This is a genomic window from Planotetraspora sp. A-T 1434 (assembly GCF_025420585.1).
In the GTDB taxonomy this organism is placed as follows: Bacteria; Actinomycetota; Actinomycetes; order Streptosporangiales; family Streptosporangiaceae; genus JAOEGB01.
On the sequence record NZ_JAOEGB010000029.1, the window covers coordinates 37,611 to 61,371 of the forward strand.

The following is a 23,761-nucleotide window of genomic DNA, read 5'->3' on the forward strand; positions in this document are numbered from 1 at the left end:
CCCACTGGCTCCTGTTTGAGGAGACCCGCATCCTGACTATGAAAGGGACACCTCGCATGGCCGAGTCACCAGCGCTTCCCTCGAAAAACTCCCTCCGCGACCGGTTCTGGAGGCAGCTCGGGCTGGTCCTCGCCGACGCGCCGCCCGGCCTCTGGCTGGAGGTCGCCGAGCAGAGCGCCACGCTCGACCCCCGCCGGCCGCCCGCCCGCTGCTTTCCCGTCCAGGCTCCTGATGGCATCCGCCGGAGGAGCCTCGCCCAGGGGACGGAGGTCTTCGCCACACCGGACAGGGACTTCGACCCCGGATACGTGTATGAGAAGGACGTTCTCATCTGTCACGACGCGGCGGCCCGCGACACGATCCTGGAGAGAGTGCCCGGCGCGGCCGACGACGCCGCCAGGGCCTGGCGCCCGGCCGGCGTGTACGCGATGCGCCTCGACGGGCCCGCCGAGCGCGGCGGGTCCCGCGTGCTCGACGCGCTCCGCAAGCTCCGGGACGTCGAGTCCGTGAGCCCCAATTACCTCGTGTCGATCTGCAACGTCAACCTCTGCCCGGCGGACGAGCCTGTCGTTCCCGAGTTCACGCGCCCCGACCCACCGCAACGGCCGGAGCCCGACCTCGGAGCCGGGAAGCACGTCCTCGTGATCGACACCGGTCTCGTGACGGGCTGGGACACGGCGGACCATCTCGAGGCGTACCCCTGGCTCGCCGACAAGGTCGAGAAGGATGAGGTGAAGGGACGGCTCAGAGCACCGGAGCTCGGGGACGCTCCCGCGATTCACCCGGCTCTGGATCCGCGTCTGGATCTGGACCTGGGGGACATCCCGGTGCCGGGTCACGGGGGCCTGCTCGCCGGGCGGGAGATCTGGGGCGACGACAGAGGCCAGCCGAGGCACGGCGTCATCCAGGAGTACGTCGGCCACGGGACCTTCATCGCGGGAGTCGTCCGATGCGTCGCGCCGAGGGCGCGGGTGACGGTCTACAACACGCTCCAGTGGGCGGGCACCATCGACGCGATGAGCTTCGGCGACAAGCTGATCGAAGACCTGGCCAGGTACGACAGCCAGCACGGGCGGTGGCCCGACGTCATCAGCCTCTCCGCCGGCGTGCGGACGGTCGCGGAGCGGCCCCTCGTCAGCCTGGGCGCCTTCATGGACCAGTTGCACGCTCACCCCGAGACGACGCTCGTCGCCGCCGCGGGCAACGACGCGATGAGCACGCCGTTCTACCCCGCGGCCTACGCCGCGGACGACCCGAGCGTGGTCTCCGTCGGGGCGCTCAACAAGGAGGAGAACGCCCGCGTCGCGTTCAGCGACTACGGCGACTGGGTCAAGGTGTACGCCCGGGGCTACCACCTGGTCAACGCGTTCGCCTTCGGGGAGTACACCACGCTGCACCCCGCCGACCACTTCGTCGGTGCGAACCAGCCCGAGGGGACGACGAGCCAGTTCGAGGGACTGGCGAGGTGGAGTGGCACGTCCTTCTCCACCCCTCTCGTCGCCGGGCTCATCGTCGCGCGCATGTCGGTGGCGGACGAGCCGAGCAGGGACGCGGCGGCGTGGCTGCTCGACCAGGCGCGGAAGCAGGCCGTGACCGACACGGACGGACTCGTCCTGCCGATCCTGCGGGCCGATCAATCGCTCGTATAGCCCCGCCGTCCGGGGCTCCCCCGGCGTACGATGACGATCCCGAACGTAAGGGACACGCCGCGTGGACAGCGATTCAACTGCCCGCCTCTTCCAGGCCGCGGCCGACGGTGACGCCGCGGCCTGGGAGGCGCTCGTGAAGCGGCTCAGCCCGCTCGTCTGGTCGGTCATCCGGTCATACCGGCTGATCGACGCGGACGCCCACGAGGTGTACCAGACCACGTGGTTCCGGCTCGCCGACAACCTCACGCGGATCAAGGAGCCGGACAAGGTCGGCGCGTGGCTCGCCAGCACGGCCCGGCACGAGTGCCTCAAGGTCATCCGGGGCTCCCGCCGGGTCATCCCGACGAGCGACCTGGACGTGCTCTCCCCCGGCGTCGACGATCTCTCACCGGAACGCGCCGTCCTCGACGCGGAGGAGACCAGGACCGAGGCGGCGCGGCTCCGGCGGGTCTGGGAGGCCTACGAGCAGCTCTCCGAGAACTGCCGGCGGCTGCTCCGCGTCCTGATGGCCTCGCCGCCGCCGACCTATGCCGAGGTCGCGGCGGGCCTCGGGATCGCCATCGGAAGCATCGGGCCGACCCGGGGACGGTGCCTCGGCCACCTGAGAAAGCTGCTCGCCGAATGAGACGTCACCGGCGTCACCGGCGTCACCGCGAAGGAAGTGCGGCGTGAACGACGACATGGAGCTGGAGGGGGAGCTGCGCCGAGCGGCCGAGCTGTTCGATCCGGTGCCGCCCCACCTCCTTCAGGTCGCCAGCGAGGCCTACCGGTTTCGGACGATCGACGCCGAGCTGGCCGATCTGACCTTCGACTCTCTCGCCGGCCCCGTACCGGTGAGAGGCGGCGAACACCCTCGGCTGCTGACATTCGGCGCGGCCGGGTCCGCCCTCGACCTGGAGATCTCCGAGACCGGGACGACGAACCGCATCGTGGGCCAGGTGATGCCTCCGCGGGAGGCGGCGATCGAGGTCCGCGGCCCCGGCCCGGTCTCGCTGACCACAGACTCACTGGGCCGCTTCACCGTCGATCGGGTGCCGGCGGGCCCGTTCAGCATCCGCTGCCGGACCGGCGACGTCGCGTTCACGACCGAGTGGGTCACCATCTGACCCGGGCCACGAACCTGCCCGGCCACGAAAAGACGGCCACCGCGGCCCGGCGCCTTCTGGCGCGGAGGGCGGCGATGGCCGTCACGTCACTGGGGGTCAGCCCTCGATGGGAGCCTCCCACAGCGCCTCCCATGTCTTCTCGTCGACGAGGCCGGTCGCCTCCAGGCCGACGCTCTCCTGGAAGGCCACAACCGCCGCCTTGGTGGCCGGGCCGAAGTCGCCGTCGACGCCGGAAGGGCCCAGGCCGAACTGGCGGCGGCGGAGCTTCTCCTGCACCCGCCGGACGTTCTTACCGTTCTGGCCCGGCCGGACGACGCCCGGGAAATCGGGGGCGTGCCCCAGCTCGGCCAGAGTGGAGATGAGCGACACATCCGGGCTCGACGGCGTTCCGTCATACGCCGGACGCCCGTATCCGACGACCAGGGCGCTCGTCCGGCGACGCCTTTTACAGGTGTCGCCGACATTCCCGTCGATCGTCTGGATGTCGTGCTCGGAAATCACTTTCTCAACCGTCGCGACATGGTCGATGGCGCTGATTTTCTTTCCGCCGGACCAGTCGAAGAAAACGATGTCTCCTGCGCGGATGCCCGCCGTTCCGGCGTGCCATCTGTCGTGCTCGCGGAACCACTCCGCGTGGCTCGTCGTCAGGGCGAAGTCGCCGACGACGTCGAGCATGTCCGCCCCTCCGGCGGCCAGCGAGCACTGGGCGATGAACATGTCGCACCACGGGGCCACGTCGAAAGCGGGCTCCAGTTGCTTGCGCTCGCGGTAGGTGGCCCCGAACACCGTCTTCCCGCTCACGGGCTCGGCGTAGTCGAGGTAACGGGTCATTTCCCTGAGCAGTTCACTGGGTTTGGGCATCGCCCGCCACCTCCCGATCGATCTCGTCGTAGTCGGGCTCGTCGAATTCCTGGGGTGGATCGTCCGCTGAGAGCTCCGGCTCCGGTCTTGGCTGGGTGGGGATTTTCTCCGTCATGAATCAATGGGATCGCACGCCCAGTCACACGGGCATGAGTAGGGCCCTACTCGATTTGGAGCGGAATAACAGATTTCAACGCTCATGCCGTACGGCGGGCTCTTGCGTCGCTCTTTACGGCGGGCTTCACGGCGGGCTTCACGGCGGGCGAGAGCCCGACGGTGGCTCGCAACGGCCCTCCCCCGGAATCGAGGCCGAGCGTGACGAGCCCGGTGCGCGACGCCTCGCGCGGGCGGCCGGATCTGCCCGCTTCGGGCACCAGGCGGGTGAGCATCGCCGGGTCGGTGGGGAAGAGCGAGCGGGCGGACGCGAACAGAGCCGTCTCGATCCGGCCGCCGGGCCCCCAGGCGACGCTCAGCCCCAGCCTCCGCCCCCGCAGCCGCCGCAGGCCGTCCACGAGATCCCTCTCCAGGGCGGTCAGGGCCGAGGTGTGCCCTATGGCGTGCAGGAAGGGCAGCAGCGCGAGCGCGTCGATCGAGGGCAGGCGGGCGTACGTCTCGGTCCGGCTCCGCGCGGGCTCGATGCCCAGCATGCGGAACCGGCTGCCGGGCGGGAGAAGCCCCCAGGCCGCCGTCACCCGGGCGGGCACCGGCAGCCATTCGGGGAGGCGCTCGTTCCTCATGACTGGGCCGCCGCTCTCCCGCGATGGCATTTCGGCGTACACCTTGAGCCGCGCTGCCCCGCTGAGCGCCTGGTCGGCCTCAAGCCGGTACGGCCCGCCGTACTCCTCGGGCTTGGGCCGAGACACACCATCGGACGACTCCTCGGGCGTGAGCCCGGGCAGCCCGGGGAGCGCCTCCCGGCCGCCGAGCCAGGCGCCGAAGCGCAAATCGGCACCGGCCTGCAGCCGCTCCAGTTCCTCGGCGAGCGCCGGATCGGGCGCCTGGCCGCAAGCCGCCAGCAGTGCGACCGTCAGGGGCAGGCGCCACGAGCCGGCGACCTCCGGCCCGGCGATCTCGGCCGTCCAGCGGAGACAGCCGTCGGCGGCGCCGACCGTCAACTCGACGGGGAAGCCGGACGGCGTGAGACGGCTCCACCGCGCGGCCACCTCTGGCCACGCGCCGGCCTCAAGTCGTCCGACGGCGGCATCGAGATGCGGCGGAAGGACCCCGAGACCGGTCGCCTCGCCGACCAAGCCCTCCACCGCCCGCCTTATCTCACTGCGGCGCCGCGCCCGGACCTCTTCCCCCGCCGCCTCTTGCCCGGCCACCTCTTCGCCAGTCACCTCGTCAGACGGCCCTGATCGCACCGGACCACCGCCTCGTCCGGGAGTCCGAGACCGCTCCATCACGCCACGCCGATGGGGATGAGCGTCTCCGTTCCGTCTACGGGCGCCTCCTGGACCAGATGGCCGTCCTTGGTGACGATGGTCACGCGGCGGCGGAAGGTGCGCAGGCCCGCGTTCAGCAGCGCGATCCGCAAGGGGACGGGCTCGGTGGCGGTCCCCGGGATCTCCAGCCGCTCGCTGCGGCGGTAGGCGTTGCCCGGGTCGTCGTAGTCGATGTCGAGGAAGGCGACCTGCACCGTGCCGGGGGCGAAGAGCGGGATGGCCCGGATGTCGAGCGCGTCCACGAACGGGTCGTCCACGGGGAGGAACGAGGCGTCGCCGCTGATCGGCCCCGTGGTCCGCGCCGTGCCGTTCTTCAGGTGATGCGTCAACCGGGCGGTCCACCCGCGCCGGTCGGGGCGGGTGAGCCGGAGCCTCCAGAGCTGGGGCGCGCCGCCGAGACCGCCGGGACCGCCAGGACCGCCAGGACCGCCAGGACCGCCGGGGACCACCCGGAACACGTCGTGCCGCTGGAACGCCGCGCCGTCGTCGTAGGACATCTCGACGTCGATGGCGTCGACGATCCCGGCGTCGATCCGGTTCGGGAAGATCTGCACCTCGAGGAAGCCCAGGTCGTCGTCCGGGTCCACCGTGAGCGTGCGGTCCGTGCTGGGCCGTGGGGCGATGTCGTAGCTGAGCCTCTCCCCCACCCAGCCGGAGTCCGCGCGGAAATGGTGCTGGAGGCCGACGCGGAAGCCGATGTCGTGCGCCTGGTCGAGGAAGGTGGTGAACCGCTTCGGCCCCGGGTCCGTCGCCGTGAGCCGGAACTCGGCGTGGCGATGGTTCTGCGCGTCGGCCGGATCTCCGTAGTCGATCGTCACATCGGTGGCGAAGAGGCCGATCCGCTGGAAGTCGACCGGGGTGCCGACGTCGACGTGGAGCTCACGGAAGAACGGGTCGTCCAGGTCGACAGAGATGAAATGGGCGGCCTTGTCGGGAAGCTGGTCCAGCAGGAGACCGATGAACCCCTGTGGCGCGTAGGTCCGGGTCACCGCCTTCTTGCGGTCGTACACGATCGTGAGCTTCTTCCGCTCCTCCTGCCGCACGAGCTTGAGGCGGAACGACACCAGGGCCGGGATTCCGCCGTCGCCCGTGGTCGGGGTCGGCGTGGGAGTCGGAGTAGGCGTCGGGGTGGGAGTCGGCGTCGGGGTGGGAGTCGGGGTCGGCGTGGGAGTGGGAGGCGGCGTCGGGACCGGCTGGCGTGCGAGTGTGGCCTGGATGGACACGGCGGGATCGCGGCCGGGCACCTTTCCGGTGACCTCGGCGACGCGGTCCTCGTCACGGCCGACGCGCCCGGCGGCCTGCGCCCGCGAGAAGCCCCGCGCCTCGCTCGTCACGATCATGGCGCGGTTGGCGATGAGGCCCCGCGCGATGGCCAGGCGCCGCTCGGACAGCCGCTGGTTGAACGCGACCTTGGCCGGATCGCTGTCGCCCTCGAAGCTGGCGTGGGCGACGACGGAGACGTTCTTCGGCGGCAGGAGGCGCTGGTCGAGCCACTCCCGCAGCGCCGCCGCTCCCGACGGCGGCGGCGTCCTGCCGGGAGCGGTGCTCTGCGAGAAGCGCGGATCCGGGGGTGCGGGATTGCCGAGCAGGTAGGACGTGAAGACGGGGTTGGCCGGGCTAGGGGAGAAGCCCTGCTCGTGCGGCTGGTCGAAGGTGAACCCCAGGATGAAGGTCTCGTCGACGGGTGGCGAGGCGGGCCAGTTCACGGTCACGGGGAGGCTGGCACCGGCGGGCACGGTGACGGCGACCGTGCCGTCCGCGTCCGCCACCTCCAACTGCCCGCCCACCGTCACGACCGCACCCGCCGGGCCCTCGACGCGCAGCGTCTCGGACGGGCCGGCCGACCCCGGCACGAGGGACAGGCCGTAACCGCCCGGCAGGGGCGAGGGCGTCGTCGCGTTGACCGTGAGAGTCGCGGCCGGAAGCGTCCCGGCGGAGGCCGTGGCCGTGTGCGTCCCCCGAGTGCCTGCGGAAGGCGTCCCTGGAGTGGTCGTCCCGGTGGGCGGCTGTCCCGCCGTGGTAGGTGAGCCGGGGCTGCCCGCCGTACCGCCCGGGCGGAGCTTCTTGAGCCGGTCGAGGACCGCGTCGAGCCCCTCCGGCTGGCCCGCGCCCTTGAGCTGCCCCAGGTCGAGGGAGGGCTCGAACCACTTCGCGAGCAGGTCGTTCTTGAAGAAGTCGAGGGCCCACTTCTCCTTGGCCTCGCGGTCGGGCGCGCCGTCGAAGTCGATGACCTTGATCTGAATGGCCCCGTCCTGGACGAGCTTCTCGAACCCGGCGTCGATGCCGGCCCGCACCCAGTAGATCTGGGCTTCCAGGTTGGCCGAGAAGTGGGTGTATATGCGCTCGAAGTCGGCCGTGATCTCCACGTGGACGTCGGGGGTGAGCCCGGAGTACTCCAGCTCGTAGACGATCCCGACCGGGGTGAGGCCCTGGGCGAAGGCCTGCTCCAGGATGATGGCCCCTTCCTTGTCCAGGACCAGGGAGAACGCCGCGGTCTCCGCGCCGGCGAGGGACGGCTTGGTGGCCCCGAGGATCTTGGTCACGGCGGTGAAGCCGCCGGGCGGCGGGTCCGCGGCCACGGCGCCGCCGGAGCCTTCCAGGTTGAGGGCGACGCAGCGTACGGTGCCCCGCTCGATCGGCGCGGGGGCGAGGTTGGGCACGCCGTTCCGGACGAGCGCGCCGATCCGGCCCATGATCTTGCGGCGGGTGGCCTCGGGCAACTCGACGACCGACTCGAACATCAGGAACCCGCCGCCGTCCACCCCGGCGTCGGCGACCTCGGGGCGATACTTGATGAAGCTGAACGCGGCGCTGCCGTCCGGCCGCCGTCCGAGCGCGACCTGGGTCGCGAGATACCAGAACTGGGTCTCGTCCGCGTGGTCGCGGAAGACCGTCACGCCGTCGACGTCGAACGTGCCCGATCCGAGCTGGAGCATTGGGTGGTCCCTCCTGGTCTGGGGATTGGCGGCGTTTCGGGGCATTGGCGGCGTTCAGGGATTGGCGGCAATGGTGACGTTGTCCTGGTCGAAGCGCCGCCAGTCCTGCTCGGCCGTGAGCCCGTTGCGGAAGAACCGGCGGACCCTGAGCTCGTAGGCGTCGGCGGCCGCGAAGTCGAACTCGAACACGGCCGTGGCGTCCGCCGCGGTGAAGTCGACGGCGTCCTCGAAGGACAGCCCGGCGACCTCGTCCTTCGCGCGGGCGTCGACGTGGATGCGCTCCAGCCCCTTGGCGGCGAAGTCGGCCGGGGACCGCAGGGTCACCGCCCGGTGGCCGCGCAGGTCGGCCCGGACGAAGACGCGGCTCGCCAGGGTGGTGGACCACGGCCCCTCGAATACTGTGCCGTCCTTCATCAGGATCGTGATGCGGTAGCGCGTCTGGTTGACGGTGGGATCGACCCGGTCGGCGGCGAACGGCCGCGGCGTCTGCCCGGAGACGACCTCGATCGAGTCCTCCGCGTGGATCCCGTTGGCCGGATCGTCGTAGACGAAATCGACCCACGCCCTGTCGACCTGGTCGAAGTTGAGCGCGGCGACGACGCTGACCTTGAGCCGCCGGGGGAACGGGTCGGGGACGTCGACCTGCGGCCGGGTGAGCGGGGCGAACGGCGTGACGTGGTCCCGGTGGTCGGCCGCCCGGTAGGTGAGCCGCGCCATGACGGGGCCCGCGGGCGGGCCGACGAGGAAGCGCTGCCACTCCCCGGCCGGCTTGTCGGAGGTGAGCCGTATGAGATCGTCCTGCCGGATCTGGTGGGCCGGGTCGTCGTAGCGGAGCTGCACCTCGACCTGCGGGTAGCGATCCCAGGGGAAGGCCGGCAGGGGCAGGACGGGGATGGTCTCCAGGGAGTACAGGTCGCGCGGCTCGATGCCCTCGGTCTCACCGAGGACCTGGGTGACGCCGGAGACGAGTTTGCCCGGCCGCTCCCCCGCGTCGGCCGGCTTCAGGTCCACGAGGAAGCTGAGATCGACCGGCTCGATGAGCCGCCCGTCCACGATGGCCGACGGCCACTGCGCCTCGCCCGCCGGCGTGGCCGAGTCGAGCCGCACCGTCTTGGTCTGCCCGTGGTAGGTCAGCGTGGCGGTGATCGAGCGGACCGGGTCGTGGGCGAAGTCGGCCTGGGAGATCACCTGCACCTTTCGGCGCTGGAACCAGGGGTCGTCGGCGTCGATCTGCAGCACGAGCCGGCCGCGGTCGAGGCCCGCGCCGAAGACGCGGAACAGGCCGTCGAGATGGCCCTGCGGGTAGATGGTCCGCCGGGCGGTCGTCCGTTCGGAGAAGTCGGCGTCGAGCCGCTTGGCGTCGATCCGGGTGTAGTGCGTCTTCTTGTAGGTGAAGACGCCGAGCGGCGTGGTGCGCTCCGGCGAGAACGACTTGATGACCTCGCGCGCCTTGTCCCAGCCGTCCGGCGGCTGCCGGAGCGGGTCGAGCGAGCTCTCGAAGAAGGCGTCGGTGATCATGTCGCGGGCGCGGGCGGCCGCCGCGTCCCTGCGCTCCAGGAGGGTGCCGGTCTCGTCGTCCTCGGGAACGGTGGTGTCGACCTCGAACCGGATGGCCCTCTCGTCCTCCAGGCGCTCCATGACGTTCTGGATCTGGATGTCGGTGAACTGGCCCTCGTGGCCGAACGTCTCGTCGAGGATCTCCTGGGTCCGGTCCCAGTCGATCGTGAGGCGCACATGGTAGGCGGGCCGGAGGGCCAGGTAGTCGAGGCTGTAGACGACGCCGATCGGCGCCAGCTCCCCGGCCATGGCCTGGTCGAGGATCGTGACCCCCCGCTCGTCCAGTTCGACGGAGAACGCCGCGCGGTTGTCGCCGTACAGCGCGGGCTTGGCGGCGTGCCGTACGGCCCGCACGAACCCCGGGCCGCCCCCGTCGCCCGTCTCCCCGAAGATCATGAGCTTCACCGAGCCGTCGATGACGGGCACCGGAGCGAGCCGCGGCGGCTCGGATACGCCGGCGAGCCGCTGGAGCTCGCGCCGCACGGTCTCCAGCCGGTCGGCGGACATGCCGAGGTCGACGTCGAACTCGGCGAAGCCCCCGTTGCGCGTCGCCGACCTGAACTTGATGAGAAGGAACTCGGGGGCCTCGATCCCGCCGTCGGTCCTGGTCACGAACCGCGGCGCGAGCGGCAGGTAGTAGAACTGCAGCGGGTCCAGATGGTCCCGCATGATCGACACGCCGTCGATCAGATAGTACGGCGGTGCCTCGAAGAGCATGGCCGGGGGTCCTTTCCGGTCAGGCGGGGAGCTCGATGATCAGGTCCGCGTCCGTGACCGGTCCCGGGGACTCGATCTCCTTGCGGCTTCCGTCGGCCATGAAGAACTTCGCCTTCCACGTGTAGCTCTTCTGGGTCTTGTCCTGGATGGCCAGCTCGAAGAGCTGCTCGTTGCCGGGCTTGCGGAAGGTGAAGCTGCCGCGCTCGTCGATGCCGTGGCCGGGGTCGGTGTAGTGGATCTCGACGGTGGCCAGCTTCACGAGGGTCCAGTCGATGAGGTCGGGGACGATCTTGACGCTCAGCGTCACCGACTCCTCGCCGAGCAGCAGCGTCTTGCCCGTGATCGGCAGGTCGCCGCTGTCGGTGGACGTGCCGTCCCGGAAGGTGGTGATGGCGCGGTAGGTGACCGCTCCCTGGCGCTCGTCGATGACGGGGAACGACCAGTCGAAGAAGCGCTTGTCCTTCTGCAGCGCGATGGACGTCGACTGCCGGTAGTCGTTGCCGTCGTCGGCGTACGACAGGTCGACGAAGATCGTGTCGATCCGCCGATCGAAGTCGCCCCGGGTGCGGAGCTGGACCGTCCGCGTCGCGGAGAAGGGGTCGTCGACGTAGAACCGCTGCCCTTTGAGCCCGGTCAGCTCCTTGACGTACTCCCGGCCGTCCTGCATGAAGTACTTGATCGAGCCGCCGTACGGCTGGACCGGCTTCAGCAGCAGCTCCTTGACCGTGGCCTTCTTGGTGTCCTTGTCGATCTGGAAGCGGTTCACCGGCGGCACTCCGGGGGCGACCTCGGGGTGCTCCAGCGTGAGGACGGCGCGGGTGACCTGGTCGAAGTTCATGTCGCCCACTTCGATGTCGACCAGCCACAGGCCCAGCTCGTCCACGTTGATCTTCAGGTCGTTGGTGTCGTCCTCGATCCATTCGGAGGTGAACACCCGGCTCTCGCCCTTGTAGTTAACGACGTACTGGTACTTGAACTTCGTCGAGCCGCCGCTGATGAAGGCGTTGAACTTCCCAACGTCGTCGGCCTTGCGGAAGCCGAAGGTCTGGATGCCGTGGTCCCTGGTGTGCGGCGGGTAATCGATCTTCACGTCCACGCTGAAGATCGGCAGCTCGACGAAGTCCGCGTTCACCTGGATCGTGAGGTTGAGCTGGCGGAAGAACGGGTCGTCGAGGTCCACCTCCATCGAGTAGTCGGTCCAGGTGAACCCCTGGCTCACGAGCGACTGCATGTTGGCCTGCGGGTGCACCTCGACGGTGGTGACCTGGTTCTCCTTGACCTCGATGTGGACGTCCGACCGCTTGTCCACCATGACGCTCCGCTTGATGTTCTCGAAGTCGTCGTCGCGGACCTTCGAGAAGTCGCGGTTCTCCGGCGGGACGGCCTCCAGCAGGTTGCGCTTGACCGCCTCGTCGAGCTGCCGCTCGACCGACCCGCGCACTATGTCGAGCAGCTTGGCGGTCTCGGGGTCGCCGTTCGGCAGTGCGCCGGGGTCGACCTCCACGACCCGGGACTCGGAGTTCCTGAAGATCTCGGTGACGTGCTCGCTGAAGTCGTCCTCCGACCAGAAGTTCTCCTCGAAGTCGACCTCCTGGACGAAGTTGTAGAACTTGGTCGCGACCCAGGTGCCGACGGCCCGCACCGGGGGCATCCGGGCGGCGAAGGTCAGGTCGTACACCACCCGGACGCCGCCGGCCCCCTGGCTGCTCATCACGGCCTCGAAGACGGGCGCGCCGAACTGGGTGAGCTCCGCCGAGATCGCCACGACGTTGTTGCCGTACATGGACGGCTTGCCCGCGTTGTTGACCCTCTGGACGAGGTCGCCGCTGGCGGCGAGCACCTCGACCGTGACGTCGGCCGTGGAGACCTGGGGTTTGGTGAGGATGAGCTGGTTCGGGTCCACCGGCTGCGCGCCGGGGCCGCGGCGGGCGGTGATCATCTGGGCCAGCTTCCCGCGCACCGTCTGCTCCTGCTGGTCGGTGAGCGCCAGCTCGATGTCCATGAAGACGAGCGCGGCCCCCACGTCGCCGCTGGCCAGCGGCTTGAGCGTGCGGTACTTCACGAACTTGAAGACGGCCTTGCCGGCCTCGCGCCGCAGGATCGGCACCTTCGGCAGGATGTGGAACCGGAGGTCGTCGCCGTCGTCCAGATAGGCGGTCGCCTCGGGCAGGTCGATGGCTCCTTGGAGCAGAAGCATGGATTCCTCCTGTTATGGATCGCTTCTTGGGGTCACTGGATTTCGAGCAGGTCGGCGACGTCCCGGGTCCGCACCGTGACGCCCGCTGGCGCGGTCAGCTCGCCGACCAGGCGGAGCCGATCCCTGGCTCCTCCCAGCGCGGCCTTGACCGCCGCCGCCTGGGCGGCGTCGAGCGTGGCGGACAGCGCGGTGGTCCAGGGCGGGAGGCCTGAGCTGGTGCCCTCGGCGACGGGAGCCCAGCCGCCGTCCGGCGTCCTGACCTCCACGGCGACCCGCCGTACGGTCACCGGCGCGGGGCGGAGATCGGACCCGGCGGGCAGCCCCCGGCGCATGGTGTCCCGGTCCTGGTCCGGCACGTCGAGGCGGGTGGTGACCTGAAGGAACGCCACGGCACCCGCCTCGACGAGGCCGATCGCCCGCCCCCCTCCCGGCAGGCGATCGAGGAACGGCCCGGGAGGGACGTACGTCCAGACACCCGGCTCCGCGTCGTCCGGCCAGGCCTCGACCCCGTTGAGCACGATCCCCTCGGGGGGATCGACGGCGATGACCAGCCCGTCGGCGGGGGCGACCGGTGCGGACCACTGCCCCGGAGCCCCCGGAACGCCACCGGTCGCCACCCGCCACACCACGCCGGGCTGGAACGGGGAGGTGGCGATCCAGCGGATCTCGCCCTCCCCCTGCAGCCGTATGGTCCGCGGCGGCCCGGCGTCGCCCTCGGCCCGCCACTCCACCTGGACGGGGGGCTTGCGGCAGGCGAGGCGCGCCTGGTGCGCGCCGAATCCCGGCAGGGTCACGATGTCGAGGTCGAGCCGGTCGCGCCCGTCGACAGGCAGCTCGATCGTCCGTCCCGGCCCGGTCGGCCGGATCACCACGCGGGCGGGCGGGTCCCCGGGCACGCGCGGCACGGCCGCCAGCGGCGTAGCCGCGTCGAGCCGCGCCGGCGTCCGCCCCTCCGCCGTGACGACCTCGGCGACGGCCAGAGCGGTCAGCGCCTCCGACGCCCGGACCACCGTCAACGGCAACGGGAAGGCGGCGGGCCCGAGCAGCAGGTGCCGGTCCGTCGCCGGTTGCCACGGCCCGGCCAGCTCCGCCGGGCCCGGCACCCGCGACGCCCCCTCGGGCACCTCCGGCACATCGAGCAGCGCGCGCAGCCGCACCTCGGCGCCCAACTCACCGAGGTGCGACTCCTCGCCGGGCGCGAGGACGACGTGCGCCGTGCCGGTACGGCCGGGCGGGTCCAGGGCGGCTCCGGCGGTGACCTGCTGGGGGCGTAGAGGCGGCGCGGGGGGCACCCGCAGGTCGGCGAAGAGCGCGAGCAGGCCGGACACCGGCTCGGGCAGGTTGGCGGCGAACTCCACGGAGACGTGACCGGCGGGCAGGGAGGGAACCGTGATCCGGCGCACGTGCCGGTCGAGGCTCCCGCCCGATAGCGCCCGCGCCGCGAGGAACGGGTCGAGGCTGACCACCCGGTCGACGAGCACGGCGGTGGGCACGGCGAGATCGACGTGCTCCTGGCCCCGCGCCACCTCGTCCGGAGAGCGCAGCCGGTAGCGGATCGCCGTGGACAGCTCCGGGCGGGCCAGCAGCTCCTTCAACCGCAGTGCCAGCGTCTCCGCCCGTCCCTCCCGCTGCCCGGGGAGCAGGGCGTCGAGGGCCTCACCGAGCTCTTCGAGGCTGAGCGCCGCCCCCTCGCCCACCCGCCCGGCCAGCCGTACGGCGAGGTCGTGCGGGTCGACGGTGACCGCCAGGGGAAGTCGCGGCGCGACCGCGCGCAGGGTGAGGCGCAGCGTGGCGGTCACCAGGAGCGTGGCGTCCTCGACGAGCCGCGCGGCGAGCGTGGCGGCTTCCGGGGAGAGGATCGCGGCGACCCGGGCCCGTGCCAGCAGGCCGGGGGCGAGCTCGAACGCGGGGACGAGCACCTGTTCCGCCACGCGGCCGAGCCTGGCGGTGAACTCCAGCACGCCTCCCCGCACCTCGGCCTCGGCGAGCCTGATGATCTGGCCCTGTGCCACGGCGGCCGCCCCTATCTCGGGCAGGCGGGTGCCGACCGCGAACCCGGCCTCGATCCGTCCGTAGGGCGGCTCGTCGCCGCGGACCAGCGTCACGAGCAGCGCCGCCGAACCGTCCGCCTGCCGTTCGAGGTCCAGGTCGTCCGGTACGGCCACCGCCAGGCCGTTGTCGTCGAAACCGCGGAAGACGGCGCCCGGCAGCGAGGTGAGCGGCGCGCCGAGGTCGGGCAGGCCGGTGAGCAGGCCGGTGGACAGGCCGGTTTGCGTTGTCATCACGCACCGCCCGTCCCGGGGGCCGTCTTCATGGGCAGGAGGATGGTGGCGTCGGTCTCGCGCCATCCACTCACGCCGACGCCCCCTGATTGCCACAACGTCTCGGTGCGGTAGCGCAGCGGAGGGATCGGAGCGCCCGTGAGCAGCGGCTGCACCGGCACGCGCACGGTGGTGACGGCGGTGAGCTCGGTCTCGGTGAGCCGAACCGTGCCGCCGCGCTCCACGACCACGACGAACACCGCGACCTGATCTCCTGGGGGGCCGGCGAAGAGGGCCGGGACGGCCTCCACCCGCACGTCCCGGGTGAGCTGGGGCTGGGCGGTCCGGTCGAACACGAGCGCCCAGATGGCCTGGCGGTCGGGCTCGGCCACGGCGTCGCTCTGGTCGAGCGCGATCGTGTCGGCGCCGCCGTCCGGCAGGGGCGATTCGGGCACCAGCCGGACGTCCACGCCCTCGCCCGCCGGCAGGACCGCGTCGCCGGGGAGTCCCTCGATGCGGAGCGGGACGCGCCGGTCCCCGCAGAGCGCCACGGCCACGAGCCGCCCCGGGCGCACCGGGCTCTCGATCTCGTTCACCAGGCGGGCGGTGATCCGCGTGGCGGAGCTCTCGGTCGGGGTGAGGGCGAGCACGTCGCCCGCCGTGCGGTCCAGGCGCAGCTCGAGCGGCACGTCGTCGGGCGTGCCGCCGCCCGCCCCCACCCGCACCTCTCCCCGGAGCAGACTGAGCGAGGCCCCGAAGAGCGCGTCGTAGACGAGGCGGAAGTCCTCAAGCCCCAGCGTCTCGGCGTGGGTGACGCCGAGCTCTAAATCGATGTCAGCCGCGGGCCGTTCGGTCAGGGCGGACGACGGGGCGCCCCCCTCGGGCAGCGCGAGCCGGAGGACGGGCTGGGCGTCCGGCAGGATCTCCAGGCGCACCGGCCCGGAAGCGCCTTTCGCTCTGGCCTCCTGCTCCAGGATCGGCCTGGCCGCCTCCAGCCGCTCCCGCTGGAGGACCGGCTGGGCGGAGAACTCCATGGTGACGCGCACCGCGTCTTCGGACGCCGCGCCCGTGGCCCGCACCCGGAGAGCCGGTGGACGGCCCGCGCTCGCGAGCCGCGCGAGGAGGAAGCGGTCGGGCAGGTAGTAGTACCGCTCGGGACGCGCCGGGTCCTGCCAGTAGGAGTGGCTGCGCCCGCCGAAGGGCACCCGGACGCGGCCCATCGGACGCACGCCGCCCACGTCTCCCCCGAGCCGCTCCCGCTGGGCCTCGGAGAGGACCAGCGGGAGCGGTGGAGCGGTCCATTCCAGGAGTAGCCGTTCCTGGCGGTAGCCGGGCAGGCCGTCCTCCAGTGTCTCCCCCGTCGGCACGCCCACCGTCACCCCGCGGCCGACCACGAGGGACACGGCCGCCTCCAGCGAGGCGAGCGCGGCGAGGACCTGCTGGCGCAGCCCCGGAGTGGTCAGCGGCATCTCGGCGGTCACGACCGTCTGCGTGGCGTCGAGGCGCACGCTGGGGAAGGGCAGCTCCAGCACGAGGGATTCGCCGCTGATCACCGGAACGCGGTATTTCATGGAGACGCTGATGACGTGCGGCAGCTCGGCGACACCGGGCCCCGCGGCGGGGGACGGCGTCTCGACGAAGGTCAGCATGAGAGTGGCCGTCCCGTCGCGGTCGGCGATGACGACGCGCGGCTCGTCGGTCACGCCGATCTTGTCGAAGGCGAGCGAGTAGCGCGGCAGCGCGTACTTGACGCTCCCGTCCGGGCTCTCGAAGAGATCACCGTCGGTGGGCACGGCGCGTGGCGCGATGGGGATCGTCAGGTCTCTCCGGTGCGCCGACGTCGGGACCGGCGGCCGGACCACCGCCGGCGGCCACTGGAGGTCCGGGTCGACCCAGAAGATCCCCTCGTTGAGCAGAGGGTCCTTCCAGAGGATCGGCGGGTCGTCGAGCCGGGGGAACTCCGGCGGGTCGGTGGCGAGGCCGTCATGGCCGGGCAGCCGTGCCCCGAGATCTTGACCGAGCGACCCTTCCCGCAGCCCCGTGCCGAGCGACCCCTCCCCCAGGCCCGTCCCCAGCCTGCCAAGCCTGCCCAGCCGCCGGCCTCCCGGCACCCGGAACAGGTCTCCGATCTCGACGTCGCGGGTGAGCGCCTCCGGGACCGCGTCGAAGAGGCCCAGATCGCTGTCACCCGGATTGAATACGAAGGACGTCGCCCCGTTGTCGGTCGTCACAGCCACGCTCCCGCCGTTCGCTTGTCTCGTGACGAGAGTGCGGGGCCACGCGGGAGCGCCGCATGAGTAGGGGCCTACTCCATTGGGGCCGCGCCCAATGGGACCGCGCCCAATGGGACCGCGCCCAATGGGACGGTGGCCACCAGCGAGGTGCCGGCTCCGGCGGGACTGGTGACCTCCATCCTGCCGCCGATCGCCTGGACGCGGTCCCTGAGCTCACGAGGCCCGACCCGTTGCCGGGGGTCGGCTCCTCCTATCCCGTCGTCGCGTACGGAGATCCGGACGGCGGAGTCGCCCACGCTGAGCTCGACGCGGGCGACCTCGGCCTCATGGCGCCGCTGGTCGGCGTCGAGCGCCAGTGAGCGCATCAGCGAGGCGCCCGCGCTGGTGAAGAGCGCGACGACCAGAAAGATGGGGAGCGCCGACGATGATCCCCACCGTCGGGACGGGCGCGTGGCCGTAACAGGAGCGACAGCAGCCACTGGCGCATGATTACTTCACATACTCCCGCGTCGACGGGATCGCTCGGATAATGGATAGCCGGATACGGTTAGGACACCGCTTGGCGAGGACGAGTCTCCAGGACACGGCGGCGCTCGGCAGCGGTCAGGCGTCGCGGCGCCGCCGGTCCAGCGCGTCGCCGTCGGCGACCGCGCCGTCGATCACCTCGCCGTGCACCACCGAGCCGCGCCGCCCGCCACCGAAACCGTCCCCGCCACCGAAACCGTCCCCGCCACCGAAGCCGTCGCCTCGGTAGAAGTCGTCGCCTCCGTCGAACAGAGCCCCGTACGGCGACCGGGCGGCCATCACCCGGACCCGGCGGCCGAAGAACCACGACAACCAGCGCCGCGCGACCGGCCGGGTGAACGGCAGGATGAAAAAGAACCCCAGGACGTCGGTGAGGAAGCCCGGGGTCAGCAGCAGCGCGCCGCCGGCCACGATCATCGCCCCGTCGGCGAGCTCGCGGTCGGGCATACGGCCGGACCGGATGGCGCCCTGCAGCGCCGCCCACGCCCGTCTGCCCTCTCGGCGCACCAGCCAGGCCCCGAGGAGGCTGTCGGCGATCAGCAGGGCGACGGTCTGCCAGCCTCCGATGACGGAGCCGATCCGGATCAGCAGCCAGATCTCCAGGACCGGCACGACGAGGAACGCCAGGAACAACCCGACACGCAGCATTTCTTGCCTCACTCCCGCGGCAGTCGTACGGGGTCGCGATCCCCGTCGGCCCCGCGCGCGGCTCAGGCGACACCTCGCCGCGGCAAGATCTGAGGGACACTCCCTAATCGGACAACGCTCCGGGAGCCCTGGGCGTTCCTCGTGGGGCCCCGAGCGGCTATCCCCTCCGGCGGAGCCGGTCCGGCAGGCCGGTGATGCCCCAGGCGGCGACCCGCCAGTACGCCTCGAGGATGACGTCGAAGCTCATCTTGCTCGCGCCGATGGTGCGCTCGACGAACGTGATGGGCACCTCGGTGACCCGCAGGCCGTGCCGCACCGTCCGGAGGGTGAGGTCCACCTGGAAGCAGTACCCCTGGGATTCGACGGCGTCCAAGCCGATCTTCTCCAGCGTGGCCGCGCGATAGGCGCGGAACCCGGCGGTCGCGTCGCGCACGGGGATGCCGAGCATCACACGCACGTAGGTGTTGGCGCCCCGGGACAGCAACTCCCGGTGGGCGGGCCAGTTGACGACCTTGCCGCCCGGCACCCAGCGGGAGCCGATCGCCAGGTCGGCGCCGTCGGCCACCGCGTCGAGCAGCTTGTGCAGCTCCTCGGGCTGGTGCGAGCCGTCGGCGTCCATCTCGACGATGACGTCGTAGCCCTCGCGAAGGCCCCACTGGAACCCGGCGATGTAGGCGGCCCCCAGGCCCTGCTTCCGGGACCGGTGGAGCACGTGGACGTGGTCGTCCCCCTCCGCCAGCTCGTCGGCTATCCGGCCGGTCCCGTCGGGACTGTTGTCGTCCGCGACGAGGAGGTGGACGTCCGGCAGCGCCTCGCGCAGCCGCCGGGTGATCAATGGCAGGTTCTCGCGCTCGTTGTACGTGGGAACGATAACGAGCACCCGTCCGGGAGTCCGCTCCATCAGCTCTTCCTCCGTGCCCATGAGATCGCCGCCACCGTCGCTCCGGCACCCATCAGTATCAAAGTCCACTCGGGTAGCGCACCTACCTGGCCGGCCAGCGTGTTCCGCGTCCTGATCGGCACGGTCACCACGTTCATCCCGGGGACGAGCTCACCGGTCCGCCAGGCCACTTCCCCATCTGGGGTGACATAGGCCGAGATGCCGGTCGTGGCGGCCGTCACGACGGCGCGGTTGTGCTCGACGGCGCGCAGCTGCGACATGGCGAGCTGCTGCGGCGGGAGGTTGGTCAGCGCGTACGTCGCGTTGTTGGTCTGGACGACCAGCGGCGTGCCGCCCGCGTTCACGGTGTCGCGGACGATGCCGTCGAAGGCCACCTCGTAGCACTCGACGGTCCCGACGGTGACCGGGCCCATCCGCAGCGCACCGGGGACGTTCCCGGGGACCGACTGCCGGCCCACGAGGTTCGCCCGGGACGACAGCGCGAGCACCAGTTCCTTGAACGGGGTGTACTCCCCGAACGGCACGAGCTGCCTCTTGTCGTAGTAGGCGCCGGGACCGGTGACCGGATCCCACACCAGCCCGCGGGTCGCCCGGTGGTCGTCTCCGATGGCGGCCACGGCGCCGACGAGGACCGGCACGCCGACGTCCTTAGCCGCGGAGCCGATCGTCTCCCGGGCGAACTCGCTGCGGTAGGGGTCGATGTCGGTCGAGTTCTCCGGCCAGACCACGATGTCCGGCCTGGGGAGCTTTCCGGCCCGTACGGCCTCGGCCATCCGGTGGGTCTCGTCCGCGTGGTTGCGCAGGACGACGGCCGGCTCGTCGCCGAGGAAGTCCATCCCCCGGCCGGGGACGTTGCCCTGGATGATGCCGATCCGCACCGTCCTGCCCTCGTCACCCGGCCGGGGCACGACGAGGCCCAGCACGGGCAGGGCCGCCGCACCGGCCAGCGCGGCGGCGACCGCCACAGCGACGGGGCGGGTCCACCGGAACGCGGGCCGGAGCCGCACGGCGACGAACGCCAGCAGCGTGCCGGACAGCACCACGGCGAAGGTCACCAGGGGCGCGCCGCCCAGCGCGGCGTACTCGGTGTAGGGCGACCGGCCCTGGCTGAAGGCGACCCGCGCCCAGGGGAAGCCGCCGACGGGGAACACGCCTCGGGCCCATTCCTGGGCCACCCACAGGCAGGCCACCCAGAGGGGCCAGAGGCCCAGCCGCATGACCAGGACGGCCGCGACCGCGAGGACCGCCCAGAAGAGGCTCTCGACGCCGGACAGGGCCAGCCAGGCGTCGTCGCCGATCGGCCGCACCCACGACAGCGCCGGAAGGAGGAACGCGGCGCCTCCGGCGTAGCCGAGCCACGCCGCCCGGCGCGGGCGGGTGCCGTACAGGGCCAGGGTGAGCAGGGCGACGCCCACGGGCGCGCAGAACCACAGGCCGGCCGGTGGAAAGGCGAGGAAGAGCAGGAGGCCGCCCGCTACGGACCCGGCGAGGCGGACCGGGGCGCGCGGCAGCAGCGACGCGCGGGCCGCCGGGGCGGGCGACGCCGTCTCGTCTGCGACTTCCAGTGCCACGGGGCGGTCTCTCCTCGCCTGTGAGTGTGGCCTCTCGGCGCCGGTATGCGCGGCGGCACGCCCTCGGACCGGCCGAGCGGGTCAGCCGAGCGGTCAGCCGAATGAGCCGGCCGATTGGTCAGCCGATTGGGTCAGCTTCGCAGATGGCGCCGACGCTCGCCAAACCGGGCCACCGTACGGCCTGCGGGGCGCGGAGACCGGCTCACGGCACGCGGCGCGCGGTCACGGGCAGTGGGGCGCGGTCACGGGCAGTGGGGCGCGGCGACCCTCTCACGGCGCGCTTGATCACGAAGGGCGTATGCCGCCCTCATGGTGCCGCCGCGGGAATGTGTGCATGATCACGCGGAGTTGGGGCGGCGACGATCCTTGAGCCCCTCGCGGAGGACCCAAGGATCACCTGCGTGTCTCCCCACGCTCGTTTCCCACGCAGGGTCTCCACGCACGGGGGCGGAAGGGGGCCCGGACGGCCCTTCGGACCGGTTCCGTCCCGTCGGCGGCGGGCGCGGAGCTCCGTTGTCTACTGGGTGTCCGGACCCCTCCCCGGGTCCAACCCCCCGGCCGGCTGGGGTGCCCCGACTCGACGGAACGCCGGCCTGCGCCTGGCTGTGCAGACGGAGTCACGCTCCGTCACGGACGCAGAATCCGGCGATGTCTTAGACGGCCAACCGGTCAGTCCCGTGCTGGACTGCGCAGCAAACTACCGACCTCAGCGCAGATGTCAACCGTGTCCCGATCAGCGGAAATACCAAGTTTTCGCAGCTAGGACAGGCTTCGTGACCGGCGTCGATGTGGGACCTGCAAGTGATATCCCTCATAGTCGGAAATCTCACGCTATTTAGGCACCAGTTAGCTATGCCGGAGACCGTTGATCAAGGGCTGTCAAAACGGGTGGCAGTCCACCGGTGTGCATCACGCCAAGGCGGCGCGTGGCCCGGGTCAGCGCCACATAAAGGTCGCTTGGCCCGCGCGGCGACTCCCGCAGGATCCGGTCCGGCTCGACCACGATGACGGAGTCGAACTCCAGCCCCTTGGCGTCGGCCACCGACAGCACCGACACGGGAGCGTCGAGAGTCGCCGGGCCCGGACCGGCGACCGCGCCGGGCACCCGGGCCGCGATCGCCGCCCCCAGCTCGCCCTCCTCGGACGCCGGGACGATCACGACCAGACGCCCGCCCTCGACGATCTCCCCCTGGACGACCGGCGGGAGCTCGGCGGCCAGGTCCGCGACCTGGAGCGCCCACGGCCGCTCGCCGGTCTCGCGCACCGACTCGGGCGCGCGCAGGCCGGGGCCGACCAGCTCGAGCACGCGGGCGGCGACCGCCATCAGCTCCGCGGGCGTGCGGTAGTTGACGGTCAGGCCGGCCTCCCGCCAGCGGTCCTGGACGTAGGGGCCGAGCATCCGGCTCCAGCTCGCGGCGCCCGCCGACGATCCGGTCTGGGCGATGTCGCCCACGATGGTCATCGAACGGCTCGGGCAGCGGCGCATCACCGTCCGCCAGGCCATCTCCGACAGCTCCTGCGCCTCGTCGACGATCACGTGGCCGAACGCCCAGGTGCGGTCTTTGGCGGCCCGTTCCGCCGTGGTGAGGTAGACGTCGTCGGCCTGCTGCCGGGCGGCGAAACGCTCGGCGTCCATGACGTCGGCCAGGCCGGTGAGCTGCAGGACCTCACGGGCGTAGGCGATCCGCTCCTCGCGCTCCCGCTCGGCCCGGCGCGCCGCCCGCAGCACCCCTTCGTCGATGTCGCCCAGCAGTTCGGCGGCCTCGTCGAGCAGCGGCACGTCGGCCTCGCTCCACCACTGCTCCCCCGGCCGCGGCGGCTCCCTCAGCAGCAGGTCCCGCTCCTGGGGAGTCAGCCCGGCCTGCGTCATCCGCTCCTTGGAGGTGAACAGGCCGATCAGGAGCTGCTGCGGCGTCAGGTACGGCCAGAGCTTGTTGAGCGCCGCCCGCACCGGATCCTCGGTCCGCAGGTCCTCGCGCAGGTCGGCGAAGTCGTCGTCGTCGAGCATGCCCCGGCCGAGGTGCCGTGCCGCCTGCTTGGTCAGGGCGTTCAGCAGGTGCCGGACGAAGACCGCCCGCGCCTGGTTGTGCGGCTTGCGGGAGCGCAGCGCCCGCGACCTCGCCGCCTCGAACGTCTGCCGGTCGAGCCTGAGTGTGAACTTGTCGAGCCGGATCTCGACCGGCTTCCCCGGCACCCGCTGCCGGTCCCGTACGGCTCTCGCCACCACCTCGGCCATCGCCGCGGCCCCCTTGACGGCCGCGGCCTCCGGCGTCTCGTGGCGCGTGCCGTTCACGCCGGGATAGAGCTCGCCGACGGTGGACAGCAGCACGTCCGTCTCGCCCAGCGAGGGGAGGACCTGCTCGATGTAGCGCACGAACGTCGGGTTGGGCCCGATGATGAGGACGCCCCTCCTCTCCAGGCGCTCCCGGTAGGTGTAGAGGAGGTAGGCCGCGCGGTGCAGGGCGACCACGGTCTTGCCGGTGCCGGGGCCGCCCTGGACGACCAGCACTCCGTTCAGGTCGCTCCGGATGATCTTGTCCTGCTCGGACTGGATGGTCGCCACGATGTCGCGCATGCGGCCGGTGCGCTTCTCGTCGAGCGCGGCCAGCAGGGCGGCCTCGCCGTTCAGCGAGGCCCGGTCGGCGTCGGTGAGGCGGTCGAGGTCGAGCAGGTCGTCGTCGACGGCCGTGACCGTGCGGCCCCTGGTGTGCAGGTGACGCCGCCGGGTGACCCCCATCGGGGCCGCCGGGGTGGCCCGGTAGAACGGCTGGGCGACCGGCGCCCGCCAGTCGATGAGCAGCCGGTCCTGGTCGTCGTCGGACAGCCCCAGGCGGCCGATGTAGAGCCTGGTCTCGTCGGCGTGGTCGAGCCGGCCGAAGCACAGGCCGTTCTCCACGGCCCAGAGCCGGGCCAGTCGTTGCGCGTACATGCCGGCGAAAGAGTCACGCTCCGAGCGGTTCTGATGGGTGCCGGAGGCCCCCTGCGCGAGCACGCCGTCCAGCTGCTTGCGGGTGCGCTCCCGCAGCACGTCGAGCCGCTCGTAGAGCGCGGCGACGTACTTCTGTTCCCGGGCCAGCTCGCCCGCCGATGACTCAGACATAGACCGACGGATTCTACGTCCTCCCCACCCCCCGCCACCCTCCGGCATGAGCA

16 protein-coding genes are annotated in these 23,761 nt (G+C 71.6%); 3 read left to right on the forward strand and 13 right to left on the reverse strand.

Going from position 1 to position 23,761, the window contains the following annotated elements; genetic code table 11:
- Positions 1-56 precede the first annotated feature (56 nt).
- The 3 genes from N5079_RS29690 (at position 57) to N5079_RS29700 (ending at position 2,755) form a co-directional block, all read left to right on the forward strand.
- Entirely contained in the window at positions 57-1,649 is a 1,593-nt protein-coding gene (locus tag N5079_RS29690) for a S8/S53 family peptidase (RefSeq protein WP_261587464.1), read from the forward strand.
- 61 nt (positions 1,650-1,710) lie between these two features.
- Entirely contained in the window at positions 1,711-2,274 is a 564-nt protein-coding gene (locus N5079_RS29695) for an RNA polymerase sigma factor (protein ID WP_261587465.1), read from the forward strand.
- 43 nt (positions 2,275-2,317) lie between these two features.
- On the forward strand, positions 2,318-2,755 hold the full coding sequence (locus N5079_RS29700) for a hypothetical protein (protein WP_261587466.1): 438 nt from the start codon (positions 2,318-2,320) through the stop codon (positions 2,753-2,755).
- A gap of 96 nt (positions 2,756-2,851) precedes the next feature.
- Here the strand turns inward: N5079_RS29700 and N5079_RS29705 are convergent, their stop codons facing one another.
- The 13 genes from N5079_RS29705 to N5079_RS29765 all read right to left on the reverse strand — a co-directional run bounded on the left by N5079_RS29705 (position 2,852) and on the right by N5079_RS29765 (position 23,708).
- Complete coding sequence (locus N5079_RS29705) at positions 2,852-3,616, reverse strand: peptidoglycan-binding protein (protein ID WP_261587467.1); 765 nt, start codon at positions 3,614-3,616, stop codon at positions 2,852-2,854.
- A complete protein-coding gene (locus N5079_RS29710; protein WP_261587468.1) occupies positions 3,600-3,731 on the reverse strand; it encodes a hypothetical protein in 132 nt (43 codons plus the stop codon). Before N5079_RS29710 ends, N5079_RS29705 begins: the two co-directional genes overlap by 17 nt.
- An 82-nt stretch (positions 3,732-3,813) precedes the next feature.
- Complete coding sequence (locus tag N5079_RS29715; RefSeq protein WP_261587469.1) at positions 3,814-4,956, reverse strand: hypothetical protein; 1,143 nt, start codon at positions 4,954-4,956, stop codon at positions 3,814-3,816.
- A gap of 62 nt (positions 4,957-5,018) precedes the next feature.
- Positions 5,019-7,997: a hypothetical protein gene (locus N5079_RS29720; RefSeq protein ID WP_261587470.1), complete on the reverse strand. Its 2,979-nt coding sequence runs from the start codon at positions 7,995-7,997 to the stop codon at positions 5,019-5,021.
- A gap of 54 nt (positions 7,998-8,051) precedes the next feature.
- Positions 8,052-10,271: a hypothetical protein gene (locus N5079_RS29725; protein ID WP_261587471.1), complete on the reverse strand. Its 2,220-nt coding sequence runs from the start codon at positions 10,269-10,271 to the stop codon at positions 8,052-8,054.
- Between the two features lie 19 nt (positions 10,272-10,290).
- Positions 10,291-12,468, reverse strand: a complete 2,178-nt coding sequence (locus N5079_RS29730) for a hypothetical protein (protein ID WP_261587472.1) — start codon at positions 12,466-12,468, stop codon at positions 10,291-10,293.
- A 32-nt stretch (positions 12,469-12,500) separates the two neighbouring features.
- Positions 12,501-14,750 carry a hypothetical protein gene (locus tag N5079_RS29735; protein ID WP_261587473.1) on the reverse strand — a complete coding sequence of 750 codons (2,250 nt, stop codon included), beginning with the start codon at positions 14,748-14,750 and terminating at the stop codon, positions 12,501-12,503.
- A complete protein-coding gene (locus N5079_RS29740; RefSeq protein WP_261587474.1) occupies positions 14,750-16,960 on the reverse strand; it encodes a hypothetical protein in 2,211 nt (736 codons plus the stop codon). Before N5079_RS29740 ends, N5079_RS29735 begins: the two co-directional genes overlap by 1 nt.
- A gap of 74 nt (positions 16,961-17,034) precedes the next feature.
- Positions 17,035-17,442 carry a hypothetical protein gene (locus N5079_RS29745; RefSeq protein ID WP_261587475.1) on the reverse strand — a complete coding sequence of 136 codons (408 nt, stop codon included), beginning with the start codon at positions 17,440-17,442 and terminating at the stop codon, positions 17,035-17,037.
- Positions 17,443-17,566: 124 nt separating this feature from the next.
- Entirely contained in the window at positions 17,567-18,136 is a 570-nt protein-coding gene (locus N5079_RS29750; RefSeq protein WP_261587476.1) for an FxsA family protein, read from the reverse strand.
- A gap of 157 nt (positions 18,137-18,293) precedes the next feature.
- A complete protein-coding gene (locus tag N5079_RS29755; RefSeq protein ID WP_261587477.1) occupies positions 18,294-19,037 on the reverse strand; it encodes a polyprenol monophosphomannose synthase in 744 nt (247 codons plus the stop codon).
- Entirely contained in the window at positions 19,037-20,608 is a 1,572-nt protein-coding gene (gene lnt, locus N5079_RS29760; protein ID WP_261587478.1) for an apolipoprotein N-acyltransferase, read from the reverse strand. Before lnt ends, N5079_RS29755 begins: the two co-directional genes overlap by 1 nt.
- A gap of 850 nt (positions 20,609-21,458) precedes the next feature.
- Entirely contained in the window at positions 21,459-23,708 is a 2,250-nt protein-coding gene (locus N5079_RS29765) for a HelD family protein (RefSeq protein ID WP_261587479.1), read from the reverse strand.
- Positions 23,709-23,761: the final 53 nt, after the last annotated feature.